Origin of the sequence: Labedella populi (assembly GCF_004078655.1) — a bacterium.
GTDB classification, from domain to species: domain Bacteria; phylum Actinomycetota; class Actinomycetes; order Actinomycetales; family Microbacteriaceae; genus Labedella; species Labedella populi.
The window spans coordinates 194619-216629 of sequence record NZ_RZNC01000003.1 but is presented as its reverse complement, the minus strand read 5'-3'; the positions used below and the strand labels follow the sequence as shown (position 1 = coordinate 216629).

At 69.6% G+C, this 22011-nt stretch carries 19 protein-coding genes; 8 read left to right on the top strand and 11 right to left on the bottom strand.

The genetic code is table 11. The annotated features are described in order from the left end of the window. Positions 1-77 precede the first annotated feature (77 nt). Together ELQ92_RS09545 and rpsT are read left to right on the top strand one after the other, a co-directional pair. Positions 78-818, top strand: coding sequence for an alpha/beta fold hydrolase (locus ELQ92_RS09545; RefSeq protein WP_128498743.1), 741 nt, complete (start codon positions 78-80; stop codon positions 816-818). A gap of 155 nt (positions 819-973) precedes the next feature. Next, a complete protein-coding gene (rpsT, locus tag ELQ92_RS09540; protein ID WP_128498742.1) occupies positions 974-1234 on the top strand; it encodes a 30S ribosomal protein S20 in 261 nt (86 codons plus the stop codon). Between the two features lie 126 nt (positions 1235-1360). Here the strand turns inward: rpsT and holA are convergent, their stop codons facing one another. The 9 genes from holA to ELQ92_RS09495 form a co-directional block, all read right to left on the bottom strand. Then, entirely contained in the window at positions 1361-2425 is a 1065-nt protein-coding gene (gene holA, locus ELQ92_RS09535) for a DNA polymerase III subunit delta (RefSeq protein WP_243694959.1), read from the bottom strand. A gap of 75 nt (positions 2426-2500) precedes the next feature. After that, positions 2501-4822: a ComEC/Rec2 family competence protein gene (locus ELQ92_RS09530; RefSeq protein WP_166426759.1), complete on the bottom strand. Its 2322-nt coding sequence runs from the start codon at positions 4820-4822 to the stop codon at positions 2501-2503. Next, a complete protein-coding gene (locus ELQ92_RS09525; RefSeq protein ID WP_243694958.1) occupies positions 4819-5586 on the bottom strand; it encodes a ComEA family DNA-binding protein in 768 nt (255 codons plus the stop codon). Before ELQ92_RS09525 ends, ELQ92_RS09530 begins: the two co-directional genes overlap by 4 nt. Positions 5587-5719: 133 nt before the next feature. Next, complete coding sequence (gene leuS, locus ELQ92_RS09520; RefSeq protein ID WP_208004305.1) at positions 5720-8272, bottom strand: leucine--tRNA ligase; 2553 nt, start codon at positions 8270-8272, stop codon at positions 5720-5722. A 75-nt stretch (positions 8273-8347) separates the two neighbouring features. Continuing rightward, on the bottom strand, positions 8348-9670 hold the full coding sequence (pabB, locus tag ELQ92_RS09515) for an aminodeoxychorismate synthase component I (protein WP_128498739.1): 1323 nt from the start codon (positions 9668-9670) through the stop codon (positions 8348-8350). Beyond that, positions 9667-11379 carry a thiol reductant ABC exporter subunit CydC gene (cydC, locus tag ELQ92_RS09510; RefSeq protein ID WP_128498738.1) on the bottom strand — a complete coding sequence of 571 codons (1713 nt, stop codon included), beginning with the start codon at positions 11377-11379 and terminating at the stop codon, positions 9667-9669. Before cydC ends, pabB begins: the two co-directional genes overlap by 4 nt. Then, positions 11376-13037 (bottom strand): thiol reductant ABC exporter subunit CydD, encoded by a 1662-nt coding sequence (gene cydD / locus ELQ92_RS09505; protein WP_128498737.1) that lies wholly within the window; start codon positions 13035-13037, stop codon positions 11376-11378. The genes cydC and cydD overlap by 4 nt, the downstream gene beginning before the upstream one ends. A gap of 9 nt (positions 13038-13046) precedes the next feature. Then, a complete protein-coding gene (gene cydB, locus ELQ92_RS09500) occupies positions 13047-14051 on the bottom strand; it encodes a cytochrome d ubiquinol oxidase subunit II (RefSeq protein ID WP_128498736.1) in 1005 nt (334 codons plus the stop codon). A gap of 11 nt (positions 14052-14062) precedes the next feature. After that, positions 14063-15493: a cytochrome ubiquinol oxidase subunit I gene (locus ELQ92_RS09495; RefSeq protein ID WP_128499103.1), complete on the bottom strand. Its 1431-nt coding sequence runs from the start codon at positions 15491-15493 to the stop codon at positions 14063-14065. A gap of 91 nt (positions 15494-15584) precedes the next feature. On the opposite strand from ELQ92_RS09495, the gene ELQ92_RS09490 reads away from it, so the two are divergent. The 6 genes from ELQ92_RS09490 to ELQ92_RS09465 all read left to right on the top strand — a co-directional run bounded on the left by ELQ92_RS09490 (position 15585) and on the right by ELQ92_RS09465 (position 20584). After that, positions 15585-15977, top strand: coding sequence for a BlaI/MecI/CopY family transcriptional regulator (locus ELQ92_RS09490; RefSeq protein ID WP_128498735.1), 393 nt, complete (start codon positions 15585-15587; stop codon positions 15975-15977). Positions 15978-16038: 61 nt separating this feature from the next. Further along, the gene (locus ELQ92_RS09485) at positions 16039-16992 is read left to right on the top strand and encodes a M56 family metallopeptidase (protein ID WP_128498734.1); all 954 of its coding nucleotides are present in this window, start codon (positions 16039-16041) and stop codon (positions 16990-16992) included. Positions 16993-17001: 9 nt separating this feature from the next. Beyond that, entirely contained in the window at positions 17002-17730 is a 729-nt protein-coding gene (locus ELQ92_RS09480; protein WP_128498733.1) for a DedA family protein, read from the top strand. A 56-nt stretch (positions 17731-17786) separates the two neighbouring features. Continuing rightward, positions 17787-18815: an App1 family protein gene (locus ELQ92_RS09475; protein ID WP_424980083.1), complete on the top strand. Its 1029-nt coding sequence runs from the start codon at positions 17787-17789 to the stop codon at positions 18813-18815. A gap of 3 nt (positions 18816-18818) precedes the next feature. After that, a complete protein-coding gene (locus tag ELQ92_RS09470) occupies positions 18819-19547 on the top strand; it encodes an SOS response-associated peptidase (RefSeq protein WP_128498731.1) in 729 nt (242 codons plus the stop codon). Next, positions 19544-20584, top strand: coding sequence for an FUSC family protein (locus ELQ92_RS09465; protein WP_128498730.1), 1041 nt, complete (start codon positions 19544-19546; stop codon positions 20582-20584). The genes ELQ92_RS09470 and ELQ92_RS09465 overlap by 4 nt, the downstream gene beginning before the upstream one ends. 21 nt (positions 20585-20605) lie before the next feature. Here the strand turns inward: ELQ92_RS09465 and ELQ92_RS09460 are convergent, their stop codons facing one another. Beyond that, positions 20606-21166, bottom strand: a complete 561-nt coding sequence (locus tag ELQ92_RS09460) for a YceI family protein (protein ID WP_128498729.1) — start codon at positions 21164-21166, stop codon at positions 20606-20608. Between the two features lie 64 nt (positions 21167-21230). Beyond that, positions 21231-22007 carry an EI24 domain-containing protein gene (locus ELQ92_RS09455; RefSeq protein ID WP_208004303.1) on the bottom strand — a complete coding sequence of 259 codons (777 nt, stop codon included), beginning with the start codon at positions 22005-22007 and terminating at the stop codon, positions 21231-21233. Positions 22008-22011 lie beyond the last annotated feature (4 nt).

The following is a 22011-nucleotide window of genomic DNA, read 5'->3' as shown; positions in this document are numbered from 1 at the left end:
GAGCCCACGCTATTACGCGCCGAGGGCCTCGTCGGACACCGAGGGCACAGGGCGCGTTCGGGCCCTAGCATGGCGGTATGACGCGGCCGCCGATCCTCTTCGTCCACGGGATCCGAACGTCGTCCTCGATGTGGCGCGGGCAGGTGGACGCGGCGCGGTCGGCCGGACTCGTCGCCGCCGCCGTCGACCTGCCGGGGCACGGATCACGAATCGGCGGGGCCTTCTCGATCGATGCGGCGGTCGATGCGATCGACGAGGCCGTCGATTCACTCGGTGGTCGCGTCGTCCTCGTCGGGCTCTCGCTCGGCGGCTACATCGGCATCACTTATGCGGCTCGTCGTCCCGAGAAGGTGGCCCTGCTCGTGGCGTCTTCGTGCTTCACGCTTCCCCGCGGGGTGGGACTGGCGGGCTATCGGGTGTTGGCCCGAGTCATCCACCGACTGCCCGACCGGGGGCGATGGCTCAACGACACGATGGCGCGCCTCGCGGTCGGGAGCACCGCCGCGGAGGACATCGGCAGCGGCGGTGTCGCTCTCGACGTCATGGACGAGACCCTCGCTGCGATCGGGGGCACACGCCCGATCGCGGACCTCGCGCGCTACCCCGGTCCCGTGTGGTTCGTGACCGGCGCCCTCGATCATTTCCGGCTGGATGAGCGCAGCTTCCGGCGGGCGAGACCGGAGGCACCCGTCATCGTGGTGCCGCGGGCGAGCCACCTCGTCTCCCTCGTCGCGCCCGCCGCGTTCGCTCGGATCGTCCGTGATGCCGTCGCCGCGGCACCCGACCGGCCGTCGGGCTCCGAGGACGAGACCGACTGAGTCCGAGGCGCGCCGGACGAGATTTCCCCTGACACCCCGGAACTGGTATCGTCTCCTGTTGGCTTGCGTGTGGGTTTTTTCCACACGATACGCCGCGCGCGACCCTCTCTCGCAACCGGCATCTCCTCAATCAATCGACGAAAGCGTACGTACACGTGGCAAACATCAAGTCGCAGATCAAGCGAATCGGCACCAACAAGAAGGCTCAGGAGCGCAACAAGGCGGTCAAGAGCGAGCTCAAGACGGCCATCCGCTCGACGCGCACGGCCATCACGGCCGGCGACAAGGAGAAGGCTGTCGCATTTCTCAAGATCGCGGGCCGCAAGCTCGACAAGGCCGTGAGCAAGGGCGTCATCCACAAGAACCAGGCAGCGAACAAGAAGGCCGCGATCGCGAGCAAGGTCGCCGCGCTCTGATTCTCCGGTCCCGGTGAGCTGAGCGAATCCCGCTCCTCCTCGACATCGAACGCCCCGTCCTCGGACGGGGCGTTCATCGTTCCCTGAGACGTATCGTCGCGCATGCGCTACATCCTCGCGGATGCGCTACCAGGGCTCCGGTGTCGACGCGAGTGTCCCTCGTGACGCGACGGTCGCGACCATGCGTTCGAGTGCGAAGACCGGATCGCGACCCGCGCCCTTCACGTTCGCGTCCGCTTCGGCGATGGCGCGGATGACGACGCCGAGACCGTCGTCGGTCCAGCCGGAGAGATCGCGACGGGCGCGGTCGATCTGCCAGGGTGCGAGTCCGAGTGACGACGCGGACGAACCTCTGCTCGCGCTCACCTTGGCCATCGTGCGCACCTTCATCGCGAAGGCCGCCACCATGGGGACCGGATCCGCTCCCGACTCGAGCGCGTGTCGAAGCGCGACGAGGGCCTCTCCGGCGCGGCCGGCGATCGCGGCGTCGGCCACGGTGAAGGCGGAGGTCTCGACACGGCCGGCGTAGTAGCGCGTGACCGTGTCTTCGGTGATGTCGCCCTCGATGTCGGCGATGAGTTGCTGGCACGCGGCGGCGAGTTCGGCGACGTCGTCCGAGAACGCCGCGACCACCTGGCGGAGCGCCCCGGGGGCGATGCGCCGCCCGGCCACACGGAACTCGCGCGAGGCGAAGTCCATCTTCTCGGCGTCCTTCTTGAGGTCGGCGCACACGACCTCCACCGCGACGCCTGAGGCGGCCCGGACGGCGTCGAGCAGTTTCTTGCCCCGCACGCCTCCGCCGTGGCGCAGCAGGACGGTCGCGCCCTCGGCCGGTTGAGCGAGGTACGCGATCGCGTCCTCGATGAAGGCGTCGGAACACCTCTCGACGTTGGACACCCGGACGAGACGCGGCTCGCCGAACAGCGACGGGCTCGCGAAGGAGATGAGCTCACCCGAGGTGTAGGCGTCGGCCTCGACGTCCGAGATCTCGAGGCTCGGATCCTCGGCTCGGAGGAAGTCGCGGTAGCCGGTGACGGCTCGGGACGCCAGGAAGTCTTGTGTTCCCGAGATGAGCACGACCGGGGCCGGTCGCACGTCGTGCCACACGAGTTGCGGGATCGCGACCTTCGCGGGGGCGCGGGATGCCGCACCCCTGCCCGCCGCCGCTTTCGATCCTCGACGTTCCGCCACGTGACCTCCTCAGCCGCGCTCCAGTCTAGAGGCGAGCACCGACGGTGCCGGGGCGGCGACGTCCGCGCGGCCTCGTCAGCCCGAATCCGGACGGGGGCCGGCCGCCCACGTCACGAGGGAGTCACCTCGCACGGCGACGAGGGTCGTCCCGCCCTGATCCGTCCGCGCGACGGTGGTTCCCTGCGCGTCGAGCAGCGCCAGAGCCGAACGTGTCGGGTGGCCGTAGTCGTTGTCGCGCCCGCAGGAGACGAGCGCCAGTCGTGCGTCGATCCGTTCGTACAGTGCGGGGTACTGGTCGGCCGAGCCGTGATGCGCGAACTTGACGATCCTGTAGGCGTTCCCGACCCGGCCATCGGCGAGCAAAGCGAGCTCCGAGTCCTTCCCGAGGTCGCCGAGGAAGATCGCGTCGACGGCTCCCCCGAACTCGATGACGACGCTGCCGTCGTTGCCCGTGTAGTGGGACTCGTCGGGTGGCGGCCAGAGCGCGCGCCACGGGAGGTCGCCGAGCGTGCCGGAGAGACCGGTCGTCGTCTCGACAAGCCGCGCACCGCGCGCCTCGAGGTCCCGGAGGAGCGCGGCGTCGGCGGGGTCGTGCACGGGCTGATGCAGAACCTCCCTGACGCGCCCCGTCACGGCAGCCACTCCCCCGACGTGGTCGAGATCGAAATGAGTGAGGACGAGCAGGTCGATGTGACCGACGCCGAGGTCCGACAGGCATTCCTCGATGCCCGTCCCGTCGGGGCCCGTGTCGATCAGCGCTGTCCGGCCGGCGCTCCGGACGAGGACGGCGTCGCCCTGACCGACGTCGCACATCGCGACGGACCAGTCGGTCGGCCGTGACCAGACCTCTCCGAGCCGGTCGCCACCGACAAGGGTGCCGTAGGCGAGGGCCCCGAGCAGCAGCATCGTGCCGGCCACGTGGGCGAGACGCAGGGAGCGGGCCGAGACGACGACGGCAATGGTGACGAGAACGGCGGCCCACGCGATGACCCCGGGCGGCCCCGACGGCCACGGGAGACCAGCGTCCGGCGCGGCCGCCGCGGCCGTCGCGACGCCAGCGATCCACTGCGCGGGGAGCCATGCGAGAGCGGCGACGCCCGTCGCGACCGCCGGAGCCACGGGCAGCAGGAGGCAGGCGATCATCCCGAGCACCGTTGCGATCGGTGCTGCGGGGGCCGCGAGCATGTTGGCGGGAACACCCCATACCGGAACAGCCGGATCGATGAGCACGATGATCGGCTGGCAGGCGAGCTGCGCGGCGAGAGGAAGGGCCAGTGCGACCGCGACGGGCGCCGGGAGCACCCGAGTGAGCGCCCGGCCGAGCGGCCGGGCGAGGAGAAGCAGCCCGGCGGTCGCGGCAGCCGAGAGCGCGAAGCCGAACGAGCGGGAGAGCCAGGGGTCGCTCACGAGGATGCCGACAACCGCGATCCCCAGGACCGGGACACCGGCAGACGGTCGACCGACGGCGATGCCGAGGAGCACGATCGCCGCCATCACGGCGGCGCGCACGACGCTCGGCTCTGGCGTGACGAGGGCGACGAAGCCGGCCAGTGCCAGGAGCGCGGCGACGACGCGGCCCCAGCGTGGTGCTCCGAGGAGCGCGAGGGCCCCGAAGACCGCGCCGACGACGAGGGCGCAGTTCGCTCCGGAGACGGCGGTGAGATGACTGAGGCTCGCCGCCGTCATCCGCTCGTCGAGGGCGTCGTCGACGAGGGACGTGTCGCCGACGGCGAGACCCGGGAGCAGGGCCGCTCCGTCTCCGGCGAATCCGGCGGCGAGGTCCGAGAACCCCGTCCGCACTGCCGCCGCGGGATCGGACGGGGCCTCCGGAGTGCCGACGACGGGATCACCGACGGCGCGCAGGACGAACGCGCGCTGATCCCCGGCGCGACCGTTCTCGACGCGTGCGTCGAGCACGAGCCGTGCGCCAGCGGCGATCGTGCCGGCCGGGTCGGACGCGAACAGCACGGCGGGGGCACGGAGACCGCCGGTCCGCGCTCCCCCGTCCTCGACACCCGTCACCGTCACATCGACCACCACGAGCCCGTACGCGCCGGAGAGGGCGATGGGAGGTCCCACGACGTCGACCGCGAGCGCGACGATGCCCCCGTCGGTCGCCGGACCCACGAGGGCCGACGGTCGACGCTCCGTCGCCCCAGCCGAGACGGCCACCGAGACCGCTGTGGCGGCGGCCACCGAGACGACGACGGCCGCGAGGACCGCCGACAGCCGCTGATGCCGCCCGCCGCGCGCCACCGCGACGAGAACGCCGACGAGGGCGACGACGGCGAGCGTGAGCACCACGGGTGGCCAGAAGGACGGCTCCGACGACTGAGTGCAGACGAGGGCCGCGAGCCACGCGGCCACGGCCGGCGGGATCGTGCGGAGATCGGTCACGTCGTCACGAGCCCGTCGAGTCCCGCCAGGATCGCGTCGCCGATGCCGGGAACATCGAGGAGCTCGTCGACGAGCCGGAACGGGCCGTTCTCCGTGCGCCACGCGATGATGCGCTCCGCCAAGGCCGGGCCGATGCGCGGGAGCGACTCGAGCTGCTCCGCCGTCGCGGTGTTGAGGCTGACAGGGCCGGAGCCGGGCCCGCCGGCAGCCGCGGTCCCGGACGCTCCTCCCGAGCCGTCCGCGACCGTCGGCGCCTTCCCGGGCTCGCCCACGACGATCTGCTCGCCATCGGTGACCGTTCGTGCGAGGTTCACGGTGCCCGGGTCCGCGTTCTCGCTGAAGCCGCCGGCCGCCGCGATCGCGTCGACAACACGGGCGTCGGACGCGAGCGTGTAGAGGCCAGGGGCGACGACGGCGCCGAGCACGTGCACGTAGATCTCGGCTCCGGCGCGCGTCTCGGAGCCGCTGTCGATCTCGTCGACACCGAGCGGATCGGCGGTTCCCGGCCCGGGCGTCCCGTCTTCGAGCGGAACGGAGGCCACACCGATGCCGCCGGCCGATCGGATCGCGGCGCCCGTCGCCGCGATCCCGAGGAGCGCCAGGACGAGGACGACGGCCGCCGCCGCGCCGATGCGCCATCGGGCGGCTCCGCCACCACGCTCGAATCGCCGACGTGTCGTCCCGGCGCCGCGGGCGCCCCGACCGGCGCCGGAGGTCGGCGCGGACGGAGCGTCCTTCTCATCGGGTTCGTCAGGAGCGGCCACGCGACGACGCTATGTGGCCGGCTGCTCCGGTGGCCGCGAACCCGTGCGCTCGGGGAACAACACTTTCGTCCACAGCCCGCGTGTGCGGAGGCCGCTCTGCTCGTCCCGCCGAGGACCGGACGAGCAGCCGCCGTCAGCGCTTCGTGACGAAGTTGACGAGCTTGGGCGACCGGACGACCACCGTTGCGATCTCCTTGTCGCCGATCGCCTTCACGACCGCAGCCGAGGCACGAGCGGCAGCCTCGAGCGACGTGTCGTCGATGTTCGGCGGGACGTCGAGGCGGTCGCGCACCTTGCCGTCCACCTGCACGACGGCCGTGACGCTCTCCTCGCGGAGGAGCGTCCGGTCGGCCTTCCGCCACTGTACGAGCGCGACGGTCGGTTCGTAGCCGAGCGCCTCCCACATGTCCTCGGCCGTGTACGGGGCGAAGAGGTTGAGGGCGACAGCGGTCACCTCGGCGGCCTCGCGGACGGCGGGATCGGCCGGGCCGGCCCCGGAGTCGATCACCTTGCGGGTCGCGTTGACGAGTTCCATGAGTCGGGCGACGACGACGTTGAACTTGAACGACTCGACGAGACCCGGGGCGTCCGCGAGGAAGCGGTGCGTGATCCGCCGGAGCTTGACGTCGCCGTTCTTCCACACGACGTCGGGAGCGCTCGTGACGTCGTGGGCCACGCGCCACGCGCGGGCGAGGAACTTCGCCGACCCGGCCGGCGAGACGTCCGCCCAGTCGATGTCGTCCTCCGGCGGCCCGGCGAACGCCATCGTGAGGCGGACGGCGTCGACGCCGTGCTCGTCGAGTTGGTCGCTCAGTCTCACGATGTTGCCGCGTGACTTGCTCATCGCCGAGCCCTCCATGAGGACCATTCCCTGATTGAGCAGGGCGCTGAACGGCTCCGTGAACGACACGAGGCCCATGTCGAAGAGCACCTTGGTCATGAAACGCGCATAGAGGAGGTGGAGGATGGCGTGCGTCACGCCGCCGATGTACTGGTCGACGGGCGCCCACTTCTCCGCCTGCTTCGGGTCGAACGCCTGCGTGTCGTCACCGACGCTCAGGAAGCGCAGGAAGTACCACGAGCTGTCGACGAACGTGTCCATCGTGTCGGAGTCGCGCTTCGCCGGGCCGCCGCACGTCGGGCAGTCCACGTTGATCCAGTCCTCTGCCGCTCCGAGCGGGCTCGTGCCCTTCGGCTGGAGGTCGAGCCCTTCGGTCGGCGGCAGCTCGACGGGCAGCTGGTCCTCCGGCACAGGAACCTCGCCGCACGACGGGCAGTGGATGATCGGGATGGGTGTTCCCCAGTAGCGCTGGCGCGAGATGAGCCAGTCGCGCAATCGGTAGTTCTTCGCCGGCGCGCCGAGACCCGACGCGCGCAGCGCCTCGGTGATCTTCGTGATCGCGTTGTTCTTGCTGAGACCGTTGAACGGGCCGGAATTGATGAGCCGGCCGGGTCCCGTGAGCGCCTTGCCGTCGGCGAGCGGGTCGAGCTCCGGCAGGTCCTCGAGCTCGACGCCCTCCGGGATGACGGGGATCATGCCCGTGACGGGCTGGTTGACGTCGACGACGACCCGAACGGGCAGATCGAAGCGCCGCGCGAAGTCGAGGTCGCGCTGATCGTGGGCGGGGACGGCCATGATGGCGCCGTGACCGTAGTCGGCCAGCACGTAGTCGGCGGCCCAGATCGGCAGCCGCTCACCCGTGAGCGGGTTCACTGCATACCGCTCGAGGAAGACACCCGTCTTCTCCTTGTCGGTTGCGAGGCGCTCGATGTCCGACTGGGCCGTGACCTCGGCCAAGTAGGACTCGAAGCGTTCTGTGAGTTCCTCGGACCCCTCGGCGACGAGTTCGGCCGCGAGCGGTGCGTCGGGGGCGACGACCATGAAGGTCGCCCCGTACAGCGTGTCCGGACGGGTCGTGTAGATGGAGACGGGCTCGTCGCGGCCCTCGATGGCGAAGCTGACGTCGGCTCCGCTGGAACGACCGATCCAGTTGCGCTGCATCGTGAGGACCTTCGACGGCCAGGTGCCTTCGAGCTGGTTGAGGTCGTCGACGAGCCGGTCGGCGTACTTGGTGATGCCGAAGAACCACTGCGTGAGGTCCTTCTTGACCACGAGGTTGTCGCAGCGCTCGCACCGACCGTCGATGACCTGCTCGTTCGCGAGCACGGTCTGGTCGAACGGGCACCAGTTCACGAGGCTCGCCTTGCGGTACGCGAGCCCGCGCTCGTGGAGCTTGAGGAACAGCCACTGGTTCCACTTGTAGTAGTCCGGGCTCGCCGTGACGAGCGTGCGGTCCCAATCGAACGATGCGGCGTAGCGGCGCATGCTCGCCTTCTGCTGCTCGATGTTGTCGTACGTCCAGGTGCGGGGGTCGAGACCGCGCTTGATGGCGGCGCCCTCAGCGGGAAGGCCGAACGCGTCCCACCCGATGGGGTGCAGGACGTTGAAGCCCTGCTGCCGCCAGTACCGCGCGATGACGTCGCCGAGCGCGTATGCCTCGGCGTGCCCCATGTGCAGGTCTCCCGAGGGGTACGGGAACATGTCGAGCACGTACTTGCGGGGACGCTTGTCGGCGGGGTCGTCCGTCGCGAAGGGGCGGAGCTCCTCCCACACCGGAAGCCACTTGGCCTGGATGGAGGCGGGGTCGTACTTCAGCGTGGGCCGTGGAGAAGTGGCGTCGGTCACGTGACTCTCATTCGTTGCGGGGAGATCGGGCACGAACGCGGTGAGCCGCGGATGCCGCGTCTCTACGTTACCGGGTCAGCGGGAGCCCTCGGCCAGTTCGGCCGGCAGCCCGAGCGCGGCGAGCAGGGGCGCGGCCTTGAGGAGCGTCTCGGCCACCTCATGGTTGGGTCGGGACAACGCGGTGATCCCCCCGCCGGTTCCGATGCGCGCCTCGCCGTGCGCGAAGACGATCGTCCGGATGATCATCGCGAGCTCGAGGGCGCCGTCCGTCCCGATCCAGCCGAAGGCCCCCGAGTACGCGCCCCGCGGACCGTTCTCGAGGTCGTGGAGGATCGACATGGCCCGGTGCTTCGGTGCGCCGGTCATCGACCCGGCGGGGAACGCGGCGGCGAGGAGGTCGAGGGCGTCGTTCCCCTCGGCGAGTTCGGCCGTGACCGTGCTCACGAGCTGGTGCACGCTCGAGAACGACTCGACCGCGAAGAGGCTCGCGACATCGACAGACCCGAGGCGCGCGACCCGGCCGATGTCGTTGCGCATGAGATCGACGATCATGAGGTTCTCGGCGCGTTCCTTCTCGTCGCTCGCGAGTTCAGCTGCGAGCCCGTCGTCGGTCGCCGCGTCGCCGCCGCGAGGGCGTGTTCCCTTGATGGGGCGCGTGGTCACCGTGCCGTCGACGTCGAGTCTGAGGAACTGCTCGGGCGAGCAACTCGCGATCGTGACGCCCCCAGCGCGGACGAACCCTCCGAAGGGGGCCGGATTCGTCTCCCGCAATCGGAGGTACGTCTCGAACGGATCCCCCGGATCGGTCACACGCGCCTCGTTCGTGAGGCAGAGCTGGTACGCGTCTCCTCGAGCGATGGCTTTCTGGCTCTCCGCGATGGCGTCGAGGTAGGACGAGCGGTCGTGCCGCCACGTGACGGCCGGCCGGACGGGCGGCTCGGACGATGAACGGGGCGGCGGAACCGCCGGCCGGTCGCTCGAGAGGATCGTCACCAGTGTTCCGTCGGCGTGGTCGAAGGCCCACAATCGGTCGCACTCGATCAGGACGGCGTCGGGCAGGTCGCCTTCCGCGCGGGGGGCGCCCACGAACTCGCCGCCGTACTCGTAGGAGAACCATCCCACCCAGCCACCCCGGAATCGGAAGGGAGATGGCGCTGTGCCCGCGGGAATCGTCGTCATGCCGGCGCGGATCGCATCGAGCGCATCGGTCCCCCGGTCCTCGTCATCGAGCGTTACTCGTCCCGCGGCGACGGTCAGGACTCGGGAGCCGGTTCCGAGGTAGCTGACCCCGCGGGTCGCTCGAGGACCCGCGTCGAGCCAGAAGACGTTCGCTTCGGTCTCGATGAGGCGACGCGCGCGGGCCGCGAAGGCTGAGGCGGCGGCTGACGTCGCCGTCACGGAACCGCCGGGGCCGGCACGGCCCGGACCGGGATCGCGCGCCCCAGCACACCGGCCGTCATGGTCGCTCGGGGCACGTCGAGGCCGTCGGGAACGTCCGCGTGCGAGATGAGGACGACCGTCCGGCCGGCGCTCGCGTCGAGGAGGTCGCGGAGCAGCGCATCCGCGAGGTCCGACTCGACGCTCGCCGTCGGCTCGTCCAGGACGATGATCGGGAAGTCGCGCAGGAGCGCGCGCGCGAGGGCGATGCGGCCCGCCTGCCCACCGGACACGAGCGCGCCCCGCTCACCGACGCGGGCGTCGAGCCCGCCGCGAGCGACGAGCCACTCCCCCAGACCGACCCGCTCGAGAACGGCGACGAGCGTGTCGTCGTCGGCGTCCTCGCGGGCGAAGAGCAGATTCTGCCGGATCGACTCGTCGAAGAGGAACGGCTTCTGCTCGACGAGTCCCACGACCTGCCTCACCGCGTCCGGGTGAAGGGATCGGACGTCGACGCCGCGGAGCCGGTAGTCGCCCTCATGATCGAGGAAGCGGACGATCACGTGGGCGAGCGAGGTCTTGCCGGACCCGCTCTCGCCGTCGATCCAGACGCGCTCGCCCTCGGCGAGCGTCAGGTCCACGCGGGCGAGTGCCCGGGAGCCGTCGCCCCACGTCGCGCTCACGTGTGAGAGCTCGAGTGCGGGAGCATCCGAGGGCGAGGGCGCTGCGGGGCCACCCGTCTCGGCGGGGACGTGCGGCGGGCGCTGTTCGGGCGCCGTCGCGGCGACCCGGTCGGCGGCGGCGGTGACGTGACGGGAGACGCCGAGGGCCTGCGGCACCATGGCGACGATCTCGAAGACGGCGAGGGGCACCAGGACGACGACCGCGAACGCTGGTCCCCCGAGGCTCCCGGAGACGGCGGCGGGGATCGATACGACGAGGGCGAGGGCGACGGCGGCTCCACCGAACAGCGAGAGTGCTGCAGCGCCGATCGCCGTCCCCGCTGCTCGTCGCACGACCGCGCGGGTGAGCAGAGCGTCGGCCGCCGCCACTCGGGCGAGCGAGCGGTCGGCCCTTCCGTAGGCGATGAGGACGTCGAGCCCACGCATGTGCTCGACGACGGCGTCGACGAGCGCCGATCTGAGCGGCGCGATCGAACGTTCCGCTCGCGCGGCGACGAGCGACGACGCCCCCGCCGTGACGATCGTGAAGACGACGAGGCTCACGAACAGGGTGAGCGCCGCGTTCGGCGAGATCGTCGCGAGGAATCCCACCGCGAGCAATGCGACGCCGACGGAGGTCACGATCGGCTGGACGACGCGCAAGGGGTGATCTTGGAGGTCGTCGATGTCGGACACCATCGCCGACAGCGCTCCGCCTCGGCTCGTCCCTCCGAGCCCATCGGGCGCGAGCGGGACGAGGCGCTCGAAGACGTGCACACGGACGCGTTCAAGCGAACGGAAAGCCGCGTCATGGCTGAAGAGGCGTTCGAGGTAGCGGAAGAACGCACGGGCGAGGGCGAAGGCGCGCACACCGACGACGGCCATGCCGAGGAACATGACCGGCGGGTGTTCGGAGGCGCGGACGATGAGCCATGCGCTGCACGCGAGGAGGGCCACCGTGCTCGCGGCGGCGGCGAGACCCGTGAGCAGACCGGGGGCGGATTGCGCGGCCGTCGGCCTCGCGAGTCGGAGGATCTCGGCGCGAGCGGCGCGGCTCGTCGCGTTCATACGGGCACCGCCGTCCGTGCCGGGGTCGGTGCGACGGCCACGAGGGCATCGGCGGCGTCGAGGAACGCCGTGCGGTGCGACACCACGAGGACCGTTCGTCCGCTTCGCGCGAAGGCGACGATGTTCTCGATGAGTCGGCGCTCGGTCTCGTGATCGAGCGCCGAGCTCGGCTCGTCGAGGATGAGGACACGGCGGTCGTCCTCGAGAGCGCGGTGCACCGCACGGGCGATGGCCACGCGTTGCGCTTGGCCTCCGGAGATCCCGGAACCCTCCTCCCCGAGCTCGAGGTCCGGGTCGAGGCTCTCGATGGCGGCGACGCACATCGCGTCGCGGACGCGACGAGCGTCGGGCGCCTCCGAGCCGATGGCGATGTTCTCCGCGATCGTGCCGGGGAAGAGCGTCGCCGATTGTCCGCTCCAGGCCACGAGGTCGCGGCGGGAGGCGGCATCGCATCGTACGCCTCCGGCGCGGATGTCTCCGGCGAACGCGATGAAGCCGAGCGCGGCGGCGACGAGAGTCGACTTGCCGGATCCGCTCGGACCATGGAGGACGGTCAGAGCTCCCGGCCGGATGTCGGCCGAGAAACCGTCGACGACGCGGTGGTCCCCGAGCGACACGACGACGTCATCGAAGACGAGACCGCCCGCGCTGGGACCGCCGCCGCGTTCCTCCCGAGCCCGCTCGACACCGCTGCCGACCTCCTGCGGAGCGGCGTCGAGGATCTCGAACACTCGCGCGGCGGCCTCGACGCCCTCGGCCGCCGCGTGGTAGTTGACGCCCACCTGCCGGATGGGGAGGAAGACCTCGGGCGCGAGGAGGAGGATGAACAGACCGGGAACGAGGTCGATCTCCCCCGCCACGAGGCGGAGACCGATGGTGAGTGCCACGAGAGCGACCGAGAGGCTCGCGGCCAACTCGAGCGCGAAGCTCGACAGGAACGAGACGCGGAGGACCGCCATGGTGCGCTGCCTGAACCGCCGCGTGATGAGCCGCAAACGCTCGACCTGACGGTGCTGGCGACCATACGCCTTGAGCGTCGACAACCCGCCGATCATGTCGTCGAAGGACGTCGTGAGCGACGTGAGCTCGTTCCACTGCCGCTTCTGCGTTGCCTGTGTCGCCCACCCGATGAGGATCATGAACACCGGGATGAGAGGCAGACAGACCCCGAGGATGACGGCCGACAGCAGGTCCTGGGTGAGGACCGCGAGGAGGAGTGCCGGCGTCACGATCGCCGTCAGGAGCAACTGGGGCAGGTATCGCGCGAAGTAGCCGTCGAGGGCGTCGATTCCCCGGCCGACGACGACGGCGATCTCGGCGGAACGCTGCTCACCGAGCCAGCCGGGTCCGAGTGCCGTCATCGTCGAGAGGACGCGTTCCCGCAATTGCGACTTGACCCGGGCGGCGCCGCGCGCGGCGACGGCGTCTTGGGCGAGCGCCAGGATCGCTCGGGCAGCGACGACGAGACCGAGGGCCGTGAGCGTCGGCGCGAGGGAACCGAGTCCGCGACCGTCGATGGCTCCCGTCACCGCGCTCGTCACGAGCCATGCGAAGGCGATGATCCCGACGGCCTGACCGACGGCGATGAGGCCGCCGAGCGCGAGGAACACGCGTGCAGCTGATGCGTACCGCACGAGGCGGGGATCGAGGGGGCGCACGGTTCCAGGCTAGTGCGCGGCGGCTTCGATGTGGCTGCGGGTGACCCGCTTCCGGAACGTCCAGTACGTCCACCCCTGGTACGCGAGGACGAGCGGCAGGAAGACGAGCGCTGTCCACGACATGATCGTCAGAGTGTAGGTGCTGCTCGACGCGTTCTCGATCGTGAGCGAGTTCGCGACGTCGTTCGACGCCGGCATGACGACAGGGAACAGGCTCGTGAAGAGCGTGAGCACGGCGGCGGCGATCGTGACGGCCATGAGAGTGAAGGCGAAGCCCTCGCGACCACGGGCGTTCGCGACGGCCCCGCCGATGAGCGCGACGGCGGCGACCGCCGCGAAGGCGGCGGCGATGAGGGTCCCGTGCGCGAGTACGGTCCAGACGAGGAAGGTCGCCGCGACCAGGACGGTGATCGTGCTCACCCGGACCCCGAGTCGTCGTGCGCGCTCTCGGATCTCGCCGTCCGTCTTGAGGGCGACGAAGAAGACGCCGTGCGTGAAGAACAGCAACAGTGTCGTGAATCCGCCGAGGAGCGCATAGGGATTCAGGAGTGCGAAGAACCCGCCGATGTAGTTGTGGTCGGCATCGAGAGGCACGCCCTGGACGATGTTCGCGAACGCGACACCCCACAGCAGTGCCGGTAGTGCCGACCCGATGGTGATCATGAGGTCGAAGCGTCGCTTCCAGGACTGTTCCGGACGCTGGTGCCGGTACTCGAACGACACGCCGCGCACGATGAGGGCGAGCAGGATCACGAGCAGGGCGAGGTAGAAGCCCGAGAAGAGAGTCGCGTACCACTCGGGGAACGCCGCGAAGATCGCTGCGCCGGCCACGATAACCCAGGTCTCGTTGAGATCCCAGACCGGTCCGATGGTGTTGATGAGGACACGGCGGTCCGTGTCGTCGCGTCCGAGGAATGGGAGCGACATCCCGACCCCGAAATCGAAGCCGTCGAGGACGAAGTAGCCGACGAACAGCGCGGCGACGATCCAGAACCAGAGGGTGGGCAGATCCATGTGCTGTGCTCCTAGTAGACGGTGGTCTGGACGCGCGTTGGCAGGGTGTCGCCGTCGGCGTCGGTCTCGTCCTCGTGTGGATCGACCGGCTGGGGGCCTTTCCGCACGGCCTGGAGGATGAGCCGGAACTCGACGACCGCGAGTGTTCCGTACACGAGCGTGAAGGCGACGATCGAGATGAGGACGTCGAGGCCCGAGACGTTCGGCGAGACTCCGTCGGCCGTCTGCATGAGGGAGAAGACGATCCACGGCTGGCGCCCCATCTCCGTGAACACCCAGCCGACGCTCATCCCGAGCAGCGAGAGCGGGAACGCCCAGATGGCGACCGTCCACACCCAGTTCTGCGTCGGGATCCGGTTCTTACGCGTGAGCCAGAGGCCGACGACCGCGACGAGCGCGTGCGCGGCGCCGAGGCCGATCATCCAGCGGAAGGCCCAGTAGGTCACCCAGATGACGGGGGTGTAGTCGCCGGGGCCGTACAGGGTCGTGTACTGCGCCTGCAGGTCGTTGATCCCCTCGACGGTTCCGTCGAACGTGTGCGTCGAGAGGAACGACAGCAGGTACGGGATGCGGATCGAGAAGAGTTCGTGAACGCCGTCGGGGGTGCCCAGGGTGAAGATCGAGAAGGAGGCGTCGTAGCCCGTCGAGGTGTTGTACATCGCCTCGGCCGCGGCCATCTTCATCGGTTGTGTGTCGACCATGACGAGGCTCAACTGGTCGCCGGTCAGTCCGGTGCCGGCGAAAGCCCCGACCATGAGCCAGAGACCGAACGTCAGCGTCGGCCGCATGGTTTCGACGTTCTGCTGACGCTTGAGGTGCCACGCCGCCACCGCGATCATGAGTCCGGCCGTCACCATGAATGCGCTGAAGATCGTGTGGGGGAAGGCGGCGAGGGCGACGGGGTTCGTCAGCACGGCACCGATGTCGACGAGTTCCGCACGCTCTTTCGCCTCGTTGATCGTGTATCCGACCGGGTTCTGCATGAAGGCGTTTGCGGCAATGATGAAGTACGCCGAGAGGATCGAGCCGACCGCGGTCGCCCAGATCGTCGCGAGGTGGAGCTTTGCGGGCAGCTTGTCCCAGCCGAAGATCCAGAGACCGATGAACGTCGCCTCGAGGAAGAACGCGAGCAGGCCCTCGAGAGCGAGTGGGGCCCCGAAGACGTCGCCGACGAACCGGCTGTAGTTCGACCAGTTCATGCCGAACTGAAACTCCTGGACGATGCCGGTGACGACACCCATCGCGAAGTTGATGAGGAAGAGCTTCCCGAGGAAGTGCGTGAGTTGCAGGTAGACGGTCTTCCCCGTGCGCACCCACATCGTCTGGTAGATCGCCACGACCGTCGCCATGCCGATCGTGATCGGCACGAAGAGGAAGTGGTAGACGGTCGTGAGGCCGAATTGCCATCTCGACAGTGCGAGCGGGTCCAGCAGCTCCTCCACGGAGGCCTCCATCCATCGACTTCTACACTGTGTAGAAGTCGTTCTTCTACGAAGTGTAGAACAGATTCGAAAACGGCGGTACTCTTGTCACATGGCACAGCTCGGCGACCTCGAACGCAGCATCATGGACGCCCTCTGGGCATCGGAATCGCCGCTCACGGCGACGGAGCTGCAGGAGTCGCTCGAGGCCGGTTCCGCCGGAGTCTCCGGGAAACAACTGGCCGTCACGACGGTTCTGACCGTCCTCTCGCGGCTCGAGCACAAGGGCCTCGTCGTCCGCGACCGCGCGGTCCGCCCTCACCTGTACCGCGCCTCCTCGAGCCACGCCGACCACACCGCGGAACTCATGCACGAGATCCTCGGAGCCTCCTCCGACCGGTCGGAGGTCCTCGCGCGCTTCCTGGGACAAGTGAGCCCGGAGGAGGCCGCGACGCTCCGCGGACTGCTGAACTCGCCCCCGCGCGACTCCGGCCTCTCCGCGTGACCGGGGCGACGCCCGTGCGGACCGTGCCCGGCACGCCCTCGGCCTGAGTGCCGGTTCCCGCGTGATCGTCGCGTCTGTCCTCCTCGCCGCCCTGGCCGTGGCGTTGGCCTGGCCGGTCCCGGCCCGGCTGTCGCGGGCTGCGTGGCCGGCACGCGCCCCGGGCACCGCACTTGTGGTCTGGCAGTCGATCGCGCTCACCGGTGGACTGTCGATGATCGGTTCTCTCCTCCTGTTCGGTCTCTCCGCGTACGGCGACGACCCGATCACCGCGGTCGACGCGCTCGTCTCGGTGACGCTCGCCGGACGACTCCCGGTCGGTGCCACCATCTTCCAGATCGGCTCGCTCACCTTCGCGTTCCTCCTCGCCGGTCACCTCGTGCTCAATCTGGCGGCGACCTTCATCCGCACGGAGCGACAGCGGCGTCGGCACCTCGATCTCGTCGCGCTGCTGAGCGATCCCGTGCCGGGCGAGCCGCGGACACGGCGGCTCGACCATGCCGCTCCCGTCGCCTACTGCCTGCCCGGAGCGTTCCGATCGGTGACCGTGCTCTCGGACGGACTACTCGCCTTGCTGGACGAGAACGAGCTGCGCGCCGTGATCGAGCACGAGCGGGCGCACCTCCAGCAGCAGCACGCGCTCGTCCTGCTGAGTTTCCGGTCCTGGGGAAACGCCCTGCCGTGGTTCCCCATCGCCCACCTCGCCGAGATCGCGGTGGAGGCGCTCGTCGAGTTCATCGCCGACGACAAGGCCCGGGAGGTCGTGGACGGCCGACAACTCGCGAGCGCGATCGCCATCATCGGGTCCTCCGGGTCCACGTCGGGAGGCCCTCCCGACGTGGACTCCCCCGCCGCCGATCTCCGTGTGGATACACGCGTCGCGACGACGCGGATCAAGCGGCTCATCGACGGGCCTCCACAGCTCTCCTCATCGTCGCGAGTGGCGATCCGCGCGGCCGCGGCAGCCCTCCTCCTCACTCCGGCCGCCGTACTGCTGTCGCTCATCATGGTCGCGTAGGCTCACAGCGTGAACGACGCGCTGACCTGGGTCCTCGACGTGGTGAACGGCGTCGACCCGGTCGTGCGCACCCTGATCGCGGCGATCGGGATCCTCTTGGAGACCTCGATCCTCGTGGGTCTCGTCGTGCCGGGCGACACCGTCGTCATCGTCGCGGCGACCGGGGTCGGGTCCCCCGTCGAATACTGGGCTCTTGTGGCGGCCGCGATCGTCGGTTCCTTGTGCGGGGAGAGCATCGGCTTCGCGCTCGGTCGCTTCTTCGGGCCACGCATCCGCGCCTCCCGCCTCGGGCGCCGTATCGGAGAGTCGAACTGGGAGCGGGCGGAGACGTATCTCGCGCGTCGGGGCGGCGTCGCCGTCTTCGTCTCGCGGTTCCTCCCCGTGCTGCACTCCCTCATCCCGCTCACCGTCGGGATGAGTCCGATGAGCTATCGGCGGTTCATCGGGTGGACGGCGCCGGCATGCGTCATCTGGGCCTTCGCCTACGTCTCCGTCGGATCGGCCGCGGCGGGCGGCTACCGCGAGGTGGCCGATCGACTGCACTACGCCGGGTACCTCTTCGTGGGAGTCATCGTCGGCTTCCTCGTCATCGTGATCGTCGTGAAGAAGCTTCTGTCGCGATCCGAGGCCCGGCACATGCGGCGCAGTGCCGCGAGCGACGGACACCGTCCTGAGGGGACGGCCCTCGGGGATACCGTCGTCGACCCGGTCGAGACCGATACCGTCGAACGCGACTGAGCGCGAGGGGTGCCGACCGCCGCGCGCCCGCATGGAAGACTGGGGTCGTGGCGAAAATCACCGAAACAGGCCCGTCCACCGCTCTTGCGAAACGGCTGCATCGCGCTGCCCGCATCGACGACGGCATCCTCGCCTGGCGCCACGCGCGGGGTGTCAAGCGAGGGCTCGTGTCAACGGTGGTGCCCTTCGCCGGCTACGGGTCCACGACGTGGGTCAGGGTGCTCTGTCGAGTCGTCCTCGGGAAGCCCGAGGAGGAGCAGGAGCCCGAGCGCTCCGTGCGAGGATGGCGCAGCTTCACGAGTATCCCCGTGGTCTCGAGCGCGGTGACCGTCCGCATCGGCGACACCGAGAGCCGAGTGGTCGCGGACCGTGGCGGCCTCGTCGACGCTGTCGTCGAGGCCGACCTCGCGCCCGGCTGGCAAGAGATCTCCTTGAGCGCCGACGGCTCGGAGCCGATCACCGCTCCGGTCTTCATCGTCGCCCCGGATGTCCGTTTCGGCATCCTCTCGGACATCGACGACACCGTGATGGTCACAGCGCTCCCCCGGCCCTTCCTCGCCGCCTGGAACACCTTCGTGCTCGACGAGCACGCACGCACCCCGGTCACCGGGATGGCCGTCATGTACGACCGGATCATGCGTGAGCACGAGGGCGCTCCGATCATCTACCTGTCGACGGGGGCGTGGAACGTCGCGGCGACGCTCACTCGCTTCCTCTCCCGGAACCTGTATCCCGACGGCTCGATCCTCCTCACCGATTGGGGACCGACGCCCGAGCGCATCTTCCGCTCCGGCCGGGAGCACAAGCGGACGAACCTCTTGCGTCTCGCCCAGGAGTTCCCTGACATCGAGTGGTTGCTCGTCGGCGACGACGGGCAGCACGACGAGGACCTCTACGGGGATTTCGCGGCGAACCACCCGGAGAACGTCCGTGCCGTCGCAATCCGGCAGTTGTCGCCGTCGGAGGCGGTCCTCGCGGGCGGGCGCTCGAAGGCCGAGGAGCACGCCGGTGACTCGCCTCCCTGGGTCTACGCCCCCGACGGCGCCGGGCTGCTCGAGCAGCTCTCGCAGTACGGGATCGACTGAGCCGTGTGCGGGCGCTTCGTCGTCGCGAAGGAGTCGAACGAGCTCCTGACCATCTTCGACGTCGACAGGGCTGCGGACGACCTGCCGGAGCCGAACTTCAACATCGCTCCGACGACGCAGGTCCCCGTCGTCGTCGAGACGGCGGACGGGGACGGGACGCTCATGAAGCGCCTCGAGTCCGCGCGCTGGGGTCTCGTGCCGTCGTGGGCGAAGGATCCCTCGGTCGGCTCGCGGATGTTCAATGCACGCGTCGAATCGGCCGCCGAGAAGCCCGCTTTCCGGCAGGCCGTCCGGAAGCGCCGGGCGATCGTGCCGGCGACCGGCTATTACGAGTGGCGCACGAGCGAAGCGGGTAAGCAGCCGTACTTCATCCACCCCGAGGACGACGCGTTGTTCTCCTTCGCCGCGCTCTACGAGTGGTGGCGGAATCCGGCTGTCGCCGATGACGATCCGGACCGGTGGCTCCTGTCGACGACGATCATGACGCGTCCCTCCGCCGGTGCGCTCGCAGGTATTCACGACCGGATGCCGCTCATGTTGAGCGCGGACGTCGCGCAGACCTGGATCGACCCGAGTACGACCGGGGACGAGTCTCTGCTCGACCGGGTGCTCGATGCGAGCAGCTCCGTGCTCGACGGCGTCGCTTTCCACGCCGTGTCGAAAGCCGTGGGCAACGTCGCGAACACCGGACCGGCCCTCATCGAAGCCGTGGACGATCCGGCCGGGCCGTGAACCGTTTCGCCGTCGCGGCGTCCGTCCGGTCCGCGACACGCATCCCGCTGCTGCAGGCTGTGAAGACCTCGATAGCGACCGTGCTCGCATGGATCATCGCGGGCGTCCTGCTCCCGGGTGAACTTCCCGTCTTCGCGGCGGTCGCCGCCCTCATCGTCGTCCAGCCGAGCGTCAACCAGTCGTTGACGAAAGCCCTCGAGAGGAGCGTCGGAGTCGTCGCCGGTGTTGCGATCGCCACGGGGGTCTCGCTCCTCTTCGGACCGTCGGGCTGGATCGTCATCGTCGCGATCGTCGTGGCGATCTTCGCCTCCTGGGCGCTCCGACTGTCGCCGACGTCCGCGAACCAGGTCGCCATCAGCGCCATGCTCGTGCTCGCGCTCGGGGCGGCGACACCCGAGTACGCCGGGCTGCGGATCGTCGAGACCCTGATCGGCGCGGCGACGGCCGTCGTCGTGAACGTGCTGGTCGTGCCGCCTGTCGCTCTCGGACCCGCTCGTTCGACCGTCCATCTCCTCGGGACGGCGATCGCCGACCACATGGAGCGCCTGGGCGGAGCCCTCCGGGGACCGGTCGAACGCTCGCAACTCGAGACGCTCATGATCGAAGCGCGTCTCCTCCGGCCGATGCGCGAGGCGGCGTTCGACGCCGTCGCAGGGGCGGAGGAGTCGCTCGCGCTCAACCCGCGCCGGGGACGCGCCGGGCCCGTCGTCGAGGAGACCTCGGCCCTGTTGACCCGGCTGACGCCGCTCGTCCACCGGGTCGTCGGCATGACACGAAGTATCCGGGACGGCTACGACCCGGATCTCCTCGACGACCCCGTCGTGGGTGAGATCGCGTCGCAACTGGAGCGCGCGGGCCACGACTTGCGGATCATCGTGGATGCAGGGCTTGGGACGGTCCCGGAGGACCCCGCGGAACCCCCGCTCCTCACGGCACCCGTCGCCGTCCCGAGGGCGAACCCGGACCATTGGATCCTGATCGGTTCACTGCTCGAGGACGTGCGACGGGTGCGCGAGGAGATCGTGGGCTCGGACTGAGCCCACGCAGCCGGGCGGTTCTCAGCCCTGGTGGACGGCCTGGAGGTCGAGCGTGATCGTGACCTTGTCGCCGACGAGGACGCCGCCGCTCTCGAGCGCGGCGTTCCACGTGAGGCCGAAGTCCTCGCGGTTGATGACGGTCGTCGCCGTGGCGCCGCCCTTGTAGTTACCGTACGGGTCCTGGCCGAAGCCGCCGAACTCGAAGTCGAAGGTGACGGACTTCGTGATGCCCTTGATCGTGAGGTCTCCGTCGACCTTGAGGTCGCCGTTCTCGTCGCGAGCACCGGTCGAGACGAACTCGATCGTCGGGTAGGTCTCGGCGTCGAAGAAGTCGGCCGAGCGAAGGTGGGCATCGCGGCCTTCGTCCTTGGTGTTGATCGAGGCGACCTCGACGGTGGCCGTCGCGGTCGAGTCGGTCGGGTTCTCGGCCGTGGTGAACGTGCCGGAGAACGAGCCGAAGACGCCCTTGACCTTGCTGATCATGAGGTGACGGACGCTGAAGCCGACCTCGCTGTGCGAGGGGTCGAGGGCCCAGGTGCCGACCTTGTAGCCGGGGATGTCGATCGTCGAGGATGCGGTCATGTCAGTCTCCTTCGTCGCCACGGGACTCTCCCGGGGCACAAACGAATTCAAGTGAATGGATCGCTCAGCTATTCCCGATCCGGCCGACGAGTTTTCGGAAGAGCATCGTCGAGCCGACCACGGCGGCGGGCATGGCGACGATCGCAGCGAACGGGATCAGGAAGACGACGTAGACCATGAGCCCGAACCCGAGCACGACGGGACGATTCGCGGCCCTCATGACCGCCTCCGCACGACGGTCGAGGGCTCGCGCATCGACGGGGCGACTGAGGAGTTCCCTCGCGACGGCCCAACCACCGACCATCCACCCGCACGCAGGCCCGAGCACCGCGCCGACGACGGGGATGAGACCGATCGCGAAGACGACCACCCCCGCGATGACGGTGAAGCCGACGAGTCGGAGGCCCGATGCGGTCGCGCGTCGCACGCCGGCCCAGAACGGAAGCTCCACCGGCGCGTCGAACCCGCCGAGGTCGCGCTCGACGCGCAACCAGATCCGCTCGTAGATCGGGTCGCCGACGGCGAGAGTCGCCGCCGTGAACGTCACGACCACGAGGAGGACGGCGGCGACGAGGATGGCCGCACCGACGGCGAGGCGCAGGGCGTCACGGTACATCTCGGCCCACGAGTCGGCGAAGGGCGTGACGAGCGCGGCGAGGTCGTCGAGGAAGAATCCGAGGGTGACCAGGGCGGCGACGATCACCGCGCCGACGACGAGGGCCGGGACGGCGCCCAACGCCATGAGACTCGGCCGCCTCCCCCAGTAGGCGAAGCCCTTCCACAAGAAACCGACGCCGGAGAAGAACCGGCCGATCACGTTCGGTCGCGAGGCATTCTGCACTCTG

Excerpts from the sequence above, each read along its gene's own strand:
- ELQ92_RS09545 (WP_128498743.1), top strand. The coding sequence starts at position 78 with ATGACGCGGCCGCCGATCCTCTTCGTCCACGGGATCCGAACGTCGTCC.
- cydC (WP_128498738.1), bottom strand. The coding sequence starts at position 11,379 with ATGAACGCGACGAGCCGCGCCGCTCGCGCCGAGATCCTCCGACTCGCG.
- cydB (WP_128498736.1), bottom strand. The coding sequence starts at position 14,051 with ATGGATCTGCCCACCCTCTGGTTCTGGATCGTCGCCGCGCTGTTCGTC.
- ELQ92_RS09490 (WP_128498735.1), top strand. The coding sequence starts at position 15,585 with ATGGCACAGCTCGGCGACCTCGAACGCAGCATCATGGACGCCCTCTGG.
- ELQ92_RS09460 (WP_128498729.1), bottom strand. The coding sequence starts at position 21,166 with ATGACCGCATCCTCGACGATCGACATCCCCGGCTACAAGGTCGGCACC.